The organism is Rhodococcus sp. NPDC077669 (genome assembly GCF_040686915.1).
GTDB lineage: Bacteria > Actinomycetota > Actinomycetes > Mycobacteriales > Mycobacteriaceae > Rhodococcoides > Rhodococcoides fascians.
Window position 1 is genome coordinate 78237 of record NZ_JBFBMD010000010.1, and the last position, 11980, is coordinate 90216.

Consider the following 11980-nt stretch of genomic DNA (forward strand, 5'->3'; position numbering starts at 1 on the left):
AGGAAACACCATGAAGGCACACGAAATTCACCTCGCGTCCCGCCCAGAAGGCTGGCCGACCGAAGACAACTTTCGCGCGGAGGTCGTCGACCTCCCCGAACTGCAGGACGGGCAGATCCTCGTTCGCAACATCGTGATGTCGGTGGATCCGTACATGCGTGGCCGGATGAACGACGTGAAGTCGTACGTCCCGCCGTTCCAGATCGATGCGCCGCTCGACGGCGGTGCCGTGGGCGAGGTCGTCGAGTCCAAGGCCGACGGTTTCGCAGTCGGCGACGCTGTTGTGCACGGCAAGGGATGGCGCGATCTCGCCATCGTCCCGGCACAGGGAGCCAGCAAGGTCGACCTCGGCGCAGCCAAGGCATCGGCATACCTGAGCGCACTCGGAATGACCGGCACCACAGCGTATGCGGGCCTGACGGCCGTGGCGTCGTTCCAGAAGGGCGACGTCGTGTTCGTCTCCGGCGCCGCCGGAGCCGTCGGCTCGCTCGTCGGACAGATCGCCAAGGCGCTCGGCGCATCTCGCGTCATCGGTAGCGCCGGATCCCCCGCCAAGGTTGCGCGCTTGCTCGAGCTCGGGTTCGACGCGGCATTCGACTACCACGACGGCCCTGTCGCCGAACAGCTCCGACAGGCAGCTCCCGACGGCATCGACGTGTACTTCGACAACGTCGGCGGTGACCATCTCGAAGCTGCTATCGGGTCGATGAACAAGCACGGCCGAATCGCCATGTGCGGAGCCATCGCTCAGTACAACTCGACCGAACCGACCCCGGCCCCGCGCAACCTCGCCCTCGCCATCGGCAAGGAGCTGACGTTGAAGGGATTCATCGTCGGCTCGTACGCGCACCTCACCGAGGAATTCCGCGCGAAGATGACGGATTGGCTCGCCAGCGGCGCAATCGAATTCGACGAAACGATCGTCGAAGGCCTCGACAATGCCCCGGCCGCCTTCATCGGACTGATGAAGGGCGAGAACACCGGCAAGATGGTCGTCACCATCTAGGTCGGGCCGGCACGGCGCGTCACCGCAGTCCACACCCCGGTCGGGAATTCCGACCGGGGTGTTTCCATGCGTGCACCGATTACAGTCGTTGCATGCCTGCCGCCCCACTTCCGTTGCGCGACGGCCTCGACCCCATCAGGGTGCGGATGCCCGACGTCGCGACCGGCGCAACGGTGCTCGAATATCTGTGTGCCCGCTTCCCGCAGGATGCGGCCAGGCTGACCGAGAAGGTGTCCGGCGGGGAGGTCGTCGATGCCGCGGGCGTACCGATCGACCCGTCGACGATCGCCGGCCCGCGTGCGGACATCTACCTCTACCGTGACCCACCGGTGGAATCGGCCGTGCCGTTCTCCCTCGATGTGCTGCACCGCGACGAGAACCTGCTCGTGGTGGACAAGCCGCACTTCCTCGCCACGACGCCGCGAGGCGCGTACATCGCACGCTCGGCGTTGGTTCTGCTGCGACGACAATTCGATCTCCCCGAGTTGAGCCCTGCTCACCGACTGGATCGACTCACCGCGGGTGTCCTGGTGTTCACCGTGCAGCGGCAGGCGCGCCGGCCGTATCAGGAGATGTTCGCTCAGCGCACGGTCACCAAGCAGTACGAGGCAATTGCCCCACTCTCCCAGAATGTCGACTTCCCACTGACAGTGCACAGTCGAATCGTCAAGGAACGCGGCGTTCTTCAGGCACGGGAGGTACCGGGCGAGCCCAATGCCGAGACACGCGTCGAACTGGTCGACACTCTCGGATCGTACGGTCGATATCGGCTGCACCCGCGCACGGGGAAGACGCATCAACTTCGGGTTCATCTGTGCTCGTTGGGAATCCCGATCGTGGGCGACAACTTCTACCCGTCGTTCCGCGAGGTCGCCGACGACGACTACTCCGATCCGCTCCGCCTACTGGCTCGCTCCATCGAGTTCGTCGATCCGCTCAGCGGCGTGGTTCGACGGTTCGAGAGCAATCGGAGTCTCGATCCTCCTGCAGCGCAACCGATTCCGTAGTACCGGCTATTTCGTCGGCTCGGACGGTGATGCGGTGCGAGATGACCGCGAGCGCGAACAGACCGACCGCTACATTTCCCAGCGCAGCGAACCCCTCCTGGGCGAAATCCACGAGCGCGTTGAGCAACGTGAACACCAGTGCGGACACGCGGAGAGTGCGCAACGGCCACACGGGACCGTCCGTTCGCAACCGCAGCATCGCCGGCAGCGCCGTGGCGAAAGTGATGCAGGCACTGACGAACAGGATGCCGCTGGCGATGCCCATCCTGTCGACGTCGATCGTCAGGTCTCGGCGATCGATGAGCAGGTCACCCAGGACGAGCTCGACGATCCCGAACACGACTCCCGCCCCGGAGATCAGGACCAGTCCCCAGCCGACGACGGGAACCCAACGGGGACTGGTGAAGAACGCAGGAATCAGCCGTGGAACGAACTGGCGCATCGAGTGGGTACGCGATGTCGACCGGCGGCAGGTGCCGAGCAACAATCTGATTCCGGCTACGGTGTCCGGGTCGGCTCCGTCCGACTCCGCTCGCGCAACCATCCGTAGCGCCCAGTCGCGCCGATGCTCGGGAAGACCGTGCGCGACGCCATCCGCGGCGATCGCGGCCGCATTCGCCAGCGACTCGTCCCGCGACGGCCTGCGGAACTCCCGCACGATCCGGCTGAACACCAACAGCAGCACCACCAGGACGTACATGATCTCCGACGACGGGCCGTAGAAGTAATCGTTGTCCTTGGTGACGAACTTGCCGACCTCGTCGAGAAACAACCCGAACCCGATTCCGCCGAGCACCACGGTGAAGACCCGAACGCCGAACCCGATGAACATCCACCCGATCAACAGAGCCAGCATCATCGCCGCCCCGCCGTACAGGGCGTGCGCGATGTGCAGCGACTTGCCACCGACCTGCGGGTAGTGAGTGAGCTCCAAATACGCCCTGGTGACCAGAATCGTGGCAATGGCCACCACCATGAAGGCCTCGGACGCGGAGCTGCCGTAGGCATCGCGGACCACGCCGGTACGTTGCGGGTGCCCCGGACGAGCGATCATGAACCGAGTATGAGCTTCCCGCCGTCGCCTCCGGGCTGTTTTCGCCTCTGCATTCCCGCGCGCCGCATGGGGACGACTTGACAAATTCGTTTGCCGAAACTGCAATGGATCGATGACGGACGCAGAAACCACCCTCGACGAGCTCATTGCCGGCCTCGGCCCCCGCCTCAAGCGCATCCGGATGGAGAAGAACACCACCCTCGCCGCGCTCTCCGACACCACCGGAATTTCGATCAGCACGCTCTCACGGCTCGAATCCGGTGACCGCAAACCCAGTCTCGAACTGCTGTGGCCGATCGCCCGCGCGCATCAGATGGCGCTCGACGATCTGGTGACGGCTCCCCCCGTCGCCGATCCCCGGGTACGCACCACAGCCACGGTGCGCGAGAACGTCACCATCCTTCCGCTGACGCTCCGCCCCGGCGGACTGCAGGCCTTCAAACTGCTGATTCGTCCGGACGACAAGGAGCCGCGCCCGCGGGTGCACGAGGGGTACGAGTGGTTCTACGTTCTCGACGGCACCCTGAGACTTATTCTCGGCGAACACGATCTGACGGTGAAGGCCGGTGAGGCCGCCGAATTCGACACCCGGGTACCGCACTGGTTCGGCGCTGTCGGCAACCGACCGGTCGAGCTGCTGAGCCTGTTCGGACCTCAGGGCGAGCGCATGCACGTCCGCGCGAAACCGACTGTATGAAAAGTCATGTCGGTGTGAGACAGTGAAGCCCGCTCGACCCAGAATCCACTCGGTCATCCGCACCGACAACACCATCTCGAGGAAAAAGATGACCGACAGACTGCCCGATTCACCCGCCTCTCGTACCGACGTCGACATCGCGACCGGAGTGCTCATCGGGATCCACGGCGGCTCGGTGGCCGACGCCATCGACGAGTTGTTCACCACGGCGAAGAATCACCGGGTAAGTCTGTTCGAGCTCTCCCGCACGCTGATCACTGTCGCCGAGGGGCGCGACGTGGAGCAGTCCACGACAACGGACGCGGTGTACTCGGTGTGGGGTTCGGCGCTGGGCCGGCGTGGAGCCGAGACCACGTTCGGCTTGGTCACCGGTTCCGCCGCAGTCTGATTCGGGCGGTCGCTATCCGCGGACTGCCGGGTCGGTCCGCAGTTCCGGGAATCGAGCCGTCATCGCGTCGATGTGCCGATACATCTCGTAGAGCTCGGTGCGGAGAGTGGATGCCTCGGACTCGAATTGCCTCGCGCGAGATTCGGCACGATCGGCGCGAGCCCGAAATGCTTTGGATTGCGCAATTTCGATGGCCGCCGAACACGTCCGAATGTGTTCGGCCAGTCCTCGCGCGAACACTCTCGCCTGGGCAAGATTGACGTCGTAATTGTCGTCGCGCGGTGACGGTGCGCCGTTCGCTGTGCCCATGAAATGAAGTCGCCCTCGGTCGTCGGCCTCGATATCCTCCGACGAACTCTACGCTCGGATTCGAGCGACCCGTTCGAGAACCGCCCCTCCGAGAATCGCCATCACCCGAAGACGAGTGCCAACACCACCGACGCAGAGGTAGCAACGATGGCAAGGACGATGGTCGCTGCGATCGCACGTTGCCGGACGGTGCGGTAACCAGACGTCTTCAACCCGTCGTCGGCATCGTCCTCGTCGGCGGTACGCGCGGCATAGAAGTCGTCGGAGTCGACTCCGTCCTCGTCGAAATACACGACATCGCGCGGTGGGATCCAGCTCTGCCCATTGGCTGCGATTGCAGCTCCCAGTCGCTCCAGGCGCATCTGAGCCCGCACCGGATACCAATCCGAGGGCGCATGGATGGGGAGCGCTCGGGCGAGCATCAGCGGCGACCGGTACTGCTTCTGCAGCGCCGCGAACGCAGCCGACGCCGTCGGATCGTCGTCGGCCTTGTCGGTCAGAAACCACACGGCACCGGCCGCCGCACGATCACCGAGAAGGAGATACGTGTACGCGAGCAGTTCCAGAACCGCCGGCGACGACGGGTTGCGCGGCAAGGCGTCGAGGAGCCCGTTTCGTGCGGCGTTGGTGTCTCCACGTGCGAGATCGGCTTGCGCGCGAGCGATCACATCCACCTGTCGAGCCTAACGTTGCAATCGAGCGCCGTCACGGGACAGTGAATACTCCGCAGACGACAAAGCCCCTCTCGACCGAAGTCGAGAGGGGCTTTGTCAGTGCTTGTCGATCACAACCGTGGTGGCCAGGGCCGGGATCGAACCGGCGACCTTCCGCTTTTCAGGCGGATTTATTCTCGGCCCCCAGCATTACTGCTGGTCGCGATGCGCCTATCTGGACCAATTGGACTAGCTAATACCGCTGCGTCCGAAGGTTTGGCCCACTAACGGCCCACCTGCTCGGTTCAGCCCCAACAGAATGCCCCCGCACCAGTTGCAGCTGGTCGAGGGCGCGGGAGCCGAACAATGTCTGAGCCGGATCCACGTCCAATTGTAGTGCCCAAGAACTCTTCGAGTGAAGCAGATAATCCAACACTGTCAGATGGCAAGGAACCACGGAGCCCCGGCGACGGGGTTTCGCGGCAGCCAGCTAGTCCGACGGCCTCGGGTAGCCGCACGACCGAAGCCGGAGGGGACCGGCCGAAGGCCGCATGCCCCGCAGGCGCAGGGAGGGAGGCGGACGGCGCCGACGCGACCGACACCGGGCTTGTTATATGTGCCAAAAATGTCCGCACCGCGGTCGACGGCGAAACTGTGGATCTTCCAAGCGATGCCATCCGGCTGACTTTTCCTAGTTCGAGCGACGTTGCGACCACTGCGGCGCTCTTCATATCAGCCGCTCCATGGGCCCGTGGCGAAGGTCTGCGCGGCGAGCAACCGGAAGGCTTGATCTGCAGGGTCCACATCGGCCCCGGTGTAGTTCAGCTCTCCAGCCAGAACCCCGTCCGCGCGGCTCGTGCAGCCGAACGCAAAGTTCGCCAGCACGAGTTGGACGTCACGGATCATGAGTGGCACATCTCGCGCGATGGTGCTTTCGCTGACTACGGGAGCCAGCGATCAATCACGGAGTGGTCGCGAAAGTCCCGTTCGAATATGTGCCGGACACTGGCGAGCCTCGACTACAGCCCCTTGGTGGTCGGCGGCCGGACGCCAGCGATGGTTACGCTGACTTACCCGGGTAAGGACTGGGAGTTGGTCGCACCGTCGGGCAAAGCCGTCAAGCGACACCTAACGCTGTGGCGCAAGCGTCTAGAGCGGGAATACGGGCAGGTGGCTCGGTTGGTGTGGAAACTGGAATTCCAGCGAAGGGGTGCGCCGCACATCCATCTGTGGTTGGCGCTGCCCTCTCTACCAGGTAGATCTGGGCTTGGTTTCCGAGTGTGGCTGTCTCGCGCATGGACCGATGTGGTCGACCATCCTGACGACGGGGAGAAGCGCAAGCATTTACTCGCAGGTACCCGAGTGGATGTTCTAGAAGGAATGAGGTCCTGTGATCCGAAGCGACTGGCGATCTACTTTACGAAGCACTCCACCCCAGATGGCCTCGCTGATAAGGAGTATCAGAATCGTGTACCCGAGCTTTGGCAGGAGCCAGGGCTCGGACCTGGTCGGTTTTGGGGGAGAGTTGGGTTGGACAAAGCTGTAGAGACAGTCGAAGTTGAGCTCCAGGACTACATCAATGCACGACGCGTGCTCAGGCGGTGGTCACGCTCCCAGGCGACCTACGCTGACGCAAATTGCCAGTACCCCACTTCGGTGTCACCACGCACTTCTTCTCGGATGGTCAAACGCTCACGAAGAGATACTGACCGAACAGTCTACCGACGAGTCCGCCGACGAAGACAGTTAGTAGACCAGGGCGGTCTTCGCGGGGGATATGTCCTGGCCAACAACGGGTCAACCTTAGGAGGTCAGCTTGCAAGGGCGTTAGACATCTGGCGTGACTAGCCGGTTTGGATCTAGCTCGCTTAGATCGAATCAAAACCACCGTTACAAAAGGCGTGGTCAGCGGCCACAGCCAAATATCCAACACCTTCGAAGTCATTCTTATGATTAGTAACATGTGAGGTACCAATAGTCATCAGGTCTATTGAGACCAACGATGCGCCTCCGAGAGAAAAATTCATCTCGATGATTTGCCTGATGTTAGAAATACGGTTCGAAAATCTAATCGCGTATCGGTTTAGTAGGTCAAATTTCTCAACATGAGCTCGGACTCGGTTGGCCTGCACGGGTGTCCATGCTGGCGGAGGATCCACATAGTATTCCACCGTCATGTCCGGCAACACTTGAGCCGCCAGCCACCTCTGCGAATTGACGAATCGGTCGTAATAGGGATGGAGAGGCTCGTCGTCTGGCGTAGTAGCAACGGTCTCACGTTTCGTCTGATTGCAGACGTAACATGCTGGAATCAAGTTTGGGATCGAAACGGATAGCAATGGGTATCGTTTCTTGGGCATGTGATGATCAAGCGTGTACGGTTCACCTAGATCACACAGCGGACACACCCCATTCGCTGATCTGCGTATTTTCTCGTATATCACCCTACCTTCTTCGCGTGAAACCATTCCAAGCTCGTACAATTGCTTGGATAGTACGTCCGGACCCACCGTCGAGAGCTTAAAATTTGGCTCTTTGAGCGTGTGCAGTTTTTCAAGTTGTACTGCTTTTACAAAATCAGCCTCAGCTCTATCGAAATGTTGAACCGAATCAAGTATTTGCTTCGCAGTGATCTTATCTTTTGCACGAAGAAGACACGCTCTGATGACCTCGGCTGGAGTCATTCCTATTACGTCTAACTCAATCACCGGCGGTTCTCATTCCGCAGTTTTGCATTGAGTAGAACACGAATGAGCGCTCGACCTTCTCCCCCAACCTGGCCGCCGAACGAAGCCATCACTTCCTCGTATGTTGTATATCGTTCTACGGCTCTCGAAATTTCTTTATGGAACCCTGAGCCCTGCACTTCCAAGTCGAATACTCCATGAGTCAGCACCCCGACCGCCTCGCCGAAGGTTTCGGTTTCCGGGCGGTGTACGGAATATAGGTCGCCGTATCGCCGCAAGATGGAAACACACGACGCAGGAACCTCTTGCAGCACTACCGGCGAGTGGGTCGCAATAAAAGCGATCCCATTTCGCGTATCGAGTAAGTCGGACAACGCCCTAATAAAGGCCGCCAATAGTGGTGGATGAAGATGCGATTCTGGCTCATCTATTAGGATAAGAGAACGTTCTTCGACGAGGTGCACTAGTCGTGACAGTGTCAACAACACAATTTTGTGACCCGAACTCATCTTACGGAAAGCACGGCGAGCGTTGCGTTTATGAATTGTCGCCCTCTCTGAAGCTCTATTCGCGGGACGGGGAATAGAGACCATGCTGCTCAATTCGTACTCTGCGAAATTTGCGTCATTGTTTATGTGCTCGATCGCCTTCAACCATGTTTCCACGCGGCCAGCAGATATTATCTCGTCTAGACTGTCTACAAATTCCAAGGCGAGTTCGTCCGTGTCCTTCAAACTCGACTGGCGTGAGCCGTCTTCGGAGGTCAATTCCTTTCTCAGGCCCACATAGTTATACGAAATCGATGCGTTATATTCGCGTATATCCACGGGTTCAAATGGGTCAAAAGCACTAAAAGCGACCGAGACTAAATTCACGACAGGCGTTACTTGTGGACGTTCGGCATCACTGATTGTTCCGATGTTTTCACTGCCTGGATCTAAGAAACATAGCGAAATTCGACGAAATAGAGTGGTTTTTCCCGCGCCGTTCCGACCAATTATTACGTGGATATTACTCGCGGGTTGCGAATCTGGATCAACTTTGAAGTCGAGGGTTGGCGGGTGCAAGTCAGCTTCAACGGCAGGAAAGGTGTATTTAATGAAATATCTATCTTTTAATCTTCCCCCATGGGCAATCCTGTTTAACTGATGACGCACTGTTCGCGCAGTCCATGATCGAAGAAGCGATACCTGCGTTGATTCATACTGGCGAGTTTCTTCGAATAACCTCAAATCAAATGCGATATCTCGCATTGATTTCAAAATGTCTTCGCGTACCGCTCCTCCAAGAGCCTGGCCAATATTTTTCAGGTTCTCGTAGTATTCATCACTCTGACCAAGAGAGTAGCATTCATCAGGCAAACTATCATAGTTCTTGTTTCCGATTAGCGGGCGCTCTTTGTGCCGGAGGTCACGCCTCGCAATTTTAACTTTCCCAATCTCTTCGATCATGAGATCCGGGTCCCAGAGATAGAGGTCGTAAGTCGTCGTATATTTATGGTCGTCCCAGCTATCTGGGACTAGCCAAAGTTTCCGCGCTCCCGTCGGCGTAGGATATGATCGCAAATTTTGTACGTGAATACGCATTCAATGAGCCTTTAGATCTCGAATTGACTAGTTCCAAATCGACGGTGGTTCTATCTGCATGTACGACCGTACGGTTGCTAGATCATTGTGGTACCTATTGCTGCTGCTTACCACGGGACGGTTTTCCTGCCGCAATCCACTTCTGGTGGTCTTCGACTGCGTAATCAAAGATCTTCAGGATCTTGTCTCCTGTACGTTGCGCGAGTGCCATTTGCAGCATGTCGATTGGCGCATAAAAGCCAGTGCTGTATGGAGCATCAATGGCCTGAAGGGCACCAGTCTTCGGCGACGCCTGGGGCACCGCTACCCATGTGCCCTCTGTGTGGCGTCGGAACGTTTCACCTATGAAGTAGACGAACCGCATGGCTAGCTTGAGGTTGTCACCGGTGAACGCTTCGCGATGTCCAGGGAAGCGCTCAAGTGCTGCCTGCTCTGCGATGACTATGCCGTCACGTGTGTACAGGTGACCCCGCAGCTCGGGCACGTCGAAGATTATGAACTCCAGTTCGATCGCTGCGTCCTGCATCCGAAGCCACGACTGGAATCGCTCGTCGGTCTGCGCCTTCTGGTATTCCGGTGTTTCCCGAATCGGACCGCTCTTCAGACTTGCCATCGGTTTAGCCCCCTCCGCCGAGGTATTGGTACGTGAACTGGCCAGGATACTGGTCTGCGAGAGCTTGCAGTCGGGCAAGCTGCGCGGGCGAGATCGGGTCGCGCAGGTTGTACTGAACGTTCCAGCCTCGACGCAGTGCGGTCTCATCCTTTGCAAGCTGCTCATAGTCGATTCGGCCCGACTTGTTCTCGACCAACAGTCTCACCGCTGGATCTGGGTTACCGAAATCCCAAATCCGGTCGTCAGCAGCGTCAGGATTACGGTATTGAGGGATGAAACCGTTCTCGACGGTGTACCCAAGGACCTCGCCGACATATTGATCCCACTCGGACCCGTTGTTTACGTTCGCCATCAGATGGTCGTACTTCTTGCTCCACTCCTCCATCGAGAGGTCGCCACCGCTGGCCAGATACCGCTCCCACGCGTCCTGTTTCCACTTGGGGAAGATCGGAGTTGTCTTGATAGTGCCGTCTTCGGAAACCTCGAAGGTTGCGAGCGGCTTGTCTATTGTCTCCGAAAGCCGCGCAGCAAGACCACCTGCTGCTCGGATGTCGGCCATCTTTGTCGTGGTGCTGATCGTGTCCGATTCGAGCAGACGAACGATGTTGTAAATCCGGCGTCCAGTTGCTGCAATGCGAGCCGCGGTGACTCCTGCGGCCACCAAGTCGGATCCACCCGCTGTCACCAGGGTAGCGGCCACACCTGCAGTCAACGTTATCGCGACGGAGACGCCGAGTTCATCTATTGCACCGACAATTTCGTTGCGACGAGCGACTATTGCCGCACCAAATGAGGTGGCCGCAGACGCTAAGGTGGCACCCTCTTCGTGCAGGTGGCCGGCTGGCGCGACCAAGTTTGTGAGTATCTCGTCGTACAGCAGTGTTGCATCGGGCCCCGTGTCAGGTGGCGGCGTCCGTGCTGCGTCAAGAAGATCGTCCGACTTATCCTTGATCAAGATGCGGAGGGCCTCTAGTGCTTTACCTGCTGTCGCAAGCCGATTGGGGGCTGCGTTGGGCACCGAGAGACCAACAGCTTCGACCAACACCGGGATGTCGCTGTTGAGGCCTGGGCCGTTGTCACCGACCGAACTTGGCGGGGCAGCGAAGGGCACACGCTGGTCTGCGGACTTTGGTTGCGGAGGTGGGGATGGAGGGATGCCCTGTCGACCGCCCGCGACGTACTCCGCGTTCAGGTGGTTGACGCCTCCGAGGTACGCGCGACTCGCTGCAGCACCGTATGCATCCGCGAGACGACAAGTCTGAAGGACGAAGTCGCCGATCGCACCGTCGTAGGCTTTGCCCCACTCAGTTCCGACTTGGTCGTTACCGGCCATGGCCACACTGATGTCCAGCGCGATTGCACAACTTGTCACACTGCAGCGCAAGCTCGTATCGGATCTCGAGCACGGTCTCGAAGCTGCTGATGAGGTGAGACAGCGCGGACTTGCGCTGAAAGAGCAGGCTGAGGTGCAGCTCGCTGCAGCGCTCACAGATCAGCCGTAACTCAGGGCAGACGCCCTGTGCTGGCCGTGGGTCGAACCGCGGTTTTGGTGCTCTTACTGGTGTCCACTGCAGCCCTACGCAAGGGCGTCCTCGAACAGCTAAAATTGATTTATGCCGCACACCGTCGACGAACTTGCACTTCCGTTGGGTGTCGATGAGCTTCGCGCTGTGCTCAGACGCTATGGGGTCATCGAGGCGTCTGTATTTGGCAGCTACGCGCGCGGATCAGCTCGTGTCGACAGTGATCTGGACCTGCTGGTTACGTTCGGTCCTGACTGTGACGATTGGGCTTTCCTGTGCCTGCAGGACGAGCTTGATCAGCTGCTCAGCGGCAGCGCGGACGTCGTCACGAACCTCAACAAACATTTTCGCCGGTACATCGAGCCTGACCTGGTGCGAATTTTGTGAAACAGGTGTTCTCGCTTGTACCGAGTCACGAGCAAGATGACTATTGACAGCTCGTTGCGCAGAAGTGGAA

14 protein-coding genes and 1 tRNA gene are annotated in these 11980 nt (G+C 59.3%); 6 read left to right on the forward strand and 9 right to left on the reverse strand.

Annotated elements, in window-relative coordinates; genetic code table 11:
• The first annotated feature begins 10 nt into the window (after nucleotides 1-10).
• Both AB0P23_RS14205 and AB0P23_RS14210 read left to right on the forward strand, forming a co-directional pair.
• Nucleotides 11-1006, forward strand: a complete 996-nt coding sequence (locus AB0P23_RS14205) for an NADP-dependent oxidoreductase (RefSeq protein ID WP_032365871.1) — start codon at nucleotides 11-13, stop codon at nucleotides 1004-1006.
• Nucleotides 1007-1098: 92 nt separating this feature from the next.
• Nucleotides 1099-2013, forward strand: coding sequence for a pseudouridine synthase (locus tag AB0P23_RS14210; RefSeq protein WP_363797927.1), 915 nt, complete (start codon nucleotides 1099-1101; stop codon nucleotides 2011-2013).
• Here the strand turns inward: AB0P23_RS14210 and AB0P23_RS14215 are convergent.
• Nucleotides 1943-3067: a hypothetical protein gene (locus AB0P23_RS14215; protein ID WP_230593516.1), complete on the reverse strand. Its 1125-nt coding sequence runs from the start codon at nucleotides 3065-3067 to the stop codon at nucleotides 1943-1945. The genes AB0P23_RS14210 and AB0P23_RS14215 overlap by 71 nt on opposite strands.
• Before the next feature lie 112 nt (nucleotides 3068-3179).
• Between AB0P23_RS14215 and AB0P23_RS14220 the strand changes: the two genes are divergently transcribed.
• The gene (locus AB0P23_RS14220) at nucleotides 3180-3764 is read left to right on the forward strand and encodes a helix-turn-helix transcriptional regulator (protein ID WP_363797929.1); all 585 of its coding nucleotides are present in this window, start codon (nucleotides 3180-3182) and stop codon (nucleotides 3762-3764) included.
• Between the two features lie 88 nt (nucleotides 3765-3852).
• A complete protein-coding gene (locus tag AB0P23_RS14225; protein ID WP_045842143.1) occupies nucleotides 3853-4152 on the forward strand; it encodes an ANTAR domain-containing protein in 300 nt (99 codons plus the stop codon).
• 12 nt (nucleotides 4153-4164) lie between these two features.
• Here the strand turns inward: AB0P23_RS14225 and AB0P23_RS14230 are convergent, their stop codons facing one another.
• The 8 genes from AB0P23_RS14230 to AB0P23_RS14265 all read right to left on the reverse strand — a co-directional run bounded on the left by AB0P23_RS14230 (nucleotide 4165) and on the right by AB0P23_RS14265 (nucleotide 11333).
• A complete protein-coding gene (locus AB0P23_RS14230) occupies nucleotides 4165-4461 on the reverse strand; it encodes a hypothetical protein (RefSeq protein WP_032365867.1) in 297 nt (98 codons plus the stop codon).
• A gap of 101 nt (nucleotides 4462-4562) precedes the next feature.
• Nucleotides 4563-5135 carry a DUF6584 family protein gene (locus tag AB0P23_RS14235; RefSeq protein WP_032373747.1) on the reverse strand — a complete coding sequence of 191 codons (573 nt, stop codon included), beginning with the start codon at nucleotides 5133-5135 and terminating at the stop codon, nucleotides 4563-4565.
• Nucleotides 5136-5254: 119 nt separating this feature from the next.
• Nucleotides 5255-5336: transfer RNA gene (locus AB0P23_RS14240), tRNA-Phe, on the reverse strand.
• A 510-nt stretch (nucleotides 5337-5846) separates the two neighbouring features.
• Nucleotides 5847-6020: a hypothetical protein gene (locus tag AB0P23_RS14245; RefSeq protein ID WP_363797932.1), complete on the reverse strand. Its 174-nt coding sequence runs from the start codon at nucleotides 6018-6020 to the stop codon at nucleotides 5847-5849.
• Between the two features lie 962 nt (nucleotides 6021-6982).
• Nucleotides 6983-7798 carry a hypothetical protein gene (locus tag AB0P23_RS14250; protein ID WP_363797934.1) on the reverse strand — a complete coding sequence of 272 codons (816 nt, stop codon included), beginning with the start codon at nucleotides 7796-7798 and terminating at the stop codon, nucleotides 6983-6985.
• A gap of 20 nt (nucleotides 7799-7818) precedes the next feature.
• A complete protein-coding gene (locus AB0P23_RS14255) occupies nucleotides 7819-9252 on the reverse strand; it encodes an AAA family ATPase (RefSeq protein WP_363797936.1) in 1434 nt (477 codons plus the stop codon).
• A 229-nt stretch (nucleotides 9253-9481) separates the two neighbouring features.
• A complete protein-coding gene (locus tag AB0P23_RS14260; protein WP_363797937.1) occupies nucleotides 9482-10000 on the reverse strand; it encodes a hypothetical protein in 519 nt (172 codons plus the stop codon).
• A 4-nt stretch (nucleotides 10001-10004) separates the two neighbouring features.
• Nucleotides 10005-11333 (reverse strand): hypothetical protein, encoded by a 1329-nt coding sequence (locus tag AB0P23_RS14265; RefSeq protein WP_363797939.1) that lies wholly within the window; start codon nucleotides 11331-11333, stop codon nucleotides 10005-10007.
• Here AB0P23_RS14265 and AB0P23_RS14270 point away from each other — a divergent pair.
• Nucleotides 11332-11502 carry a hypothetical protein gene (locus AB0P23_RS14270; RefSeq protein WP_363797941.1) on the forward strand — a complete coding sequence of 57 codons (171 nt, stop codon included), beginning with the start codon at nucleotides 11332-11334 and terminating at the stop codon, nucleotides 11500-11502. The two genes, AB0P23_RS14265 and AB0P23_RS14270, sit on opposite strands and share 2 nt — an antisense overlap.
• Nucleotides 11503-11613: 111 nt before the next feature.
• On the forward strand, nucleotides 11614-11910 hold the full coding sequence (locus tag AB0P23_RS14275; protein ID WP_363797943.1) for a nucleotidyltransferase domain-containing protein: 297 nt from the start codon (nucleotides 11614-11616) through the stop codon (nucleotides 11908-11910).
• The last annotated feature ends 70 nt before the right edge of the window (nucleotides 11911-11980 follow it).

What these genes read in the sequence shown, in the direction of transcription:
- AB0P23_RS14205 (WP_032365871.1), top strand. Translation starts at nt 11, where the DNA reads ATGAAGGCACACGAAATTCACCTCGCGTCCCGCCCAGAAGGCTGGCCG.
- AB0P23_RS14210 (WP_363797927.1), top strand. Translation starts at nt 1,099, where the DNA reads ATGCCTGCCGCCCCACTTCCGTTGCGCGACGGCCTCGACCCCATCAGG.
- AB0P23_RS14215 (WP_230593516.1), bottom strand. Translation starts at nt 3,067, where the DNA reads ATGATCGCTCGTCCGGGGCACCCGCAACGTACCGGCGTGGTCCGCGAT.
- AB0P23_RS14220 (WP_363797929.1), top strand. Translation starts at nt 3,180, where the DNA reads ATGACGGACGCAGAAACCACCCTCGACGAGCTCATTGCCGGCCTCGGC.
- AB0P23_RS14225 (WP_045842143.1), top strand. Translation starts at nt 3,853, where the DNA reads ATGACCGACAGACTGCCCGATTCACCCGCCTCTCGTACCGACGTCGAC.
- AB0P23_RS14230 (WP_032365867.1), bottom strand. Translation starts at nt 4,461, where the DNA reads ATGGGCACAGCGAACGGCGCACCGTCACCGCGCGACGACAATTACGAC.
- AB0P23_RS14245 (WP_363797932.1), bottom strand. Translation starts at nt 6,020, where the DNA reads ATGATCCGTGACGTCCAACTCGTGCTGGCGAACTTTGCGTTCGGCTGC.
- AB0P23_RS14250 (WP_363797934.1), bottom strand. Translation starts at nt 7,798, where the DNA reads ATGACTCCAGCCGAGGTCATCAGAGCGTGTCTTCTTCGTGCAAAAGAT.
- AB0P23_RS14255 (WP_363797936.1), bottom strand. Translation starts at nt 9,252, where the DNA reads ATGATCGAAGAGATTGGGAAAGTTAAAATTGCGAGGCGTGACCTCCGG.
- AB0P23_RS14260 (WP_363797937.1), bottom strand. Translation starts at nt 10,000, where the DNA reads ATGGCAAGTCTGAAGAGCGGTCCGATTCGGGAAACACCGGAATACCAG.
- AB0P23_RS14270 (WP_363797941.1), top strand. Translation starts at nt 11,332, where the DNA reads ATGGCCACACTGATGTCCAGCGCGATTGCACAACTTGTCACACTGCAG.
- AB0P23_RS14265 (WP_363797939.1), bottom strand. Translation starts at nt 11,333, where the DNA reads ATGGCCGGTAACGACCAAGTCGGAACTGAGTGGGGCAAAGCCTACGAC.
- AB0P23_RS14275 (WP_363797943.1), top strand. Translation starts at nt 11,614, where the DNA reads ATGCCGCACACCGTCGACGAACTTGCACTTCCGTTGGGTGTCGATGAG.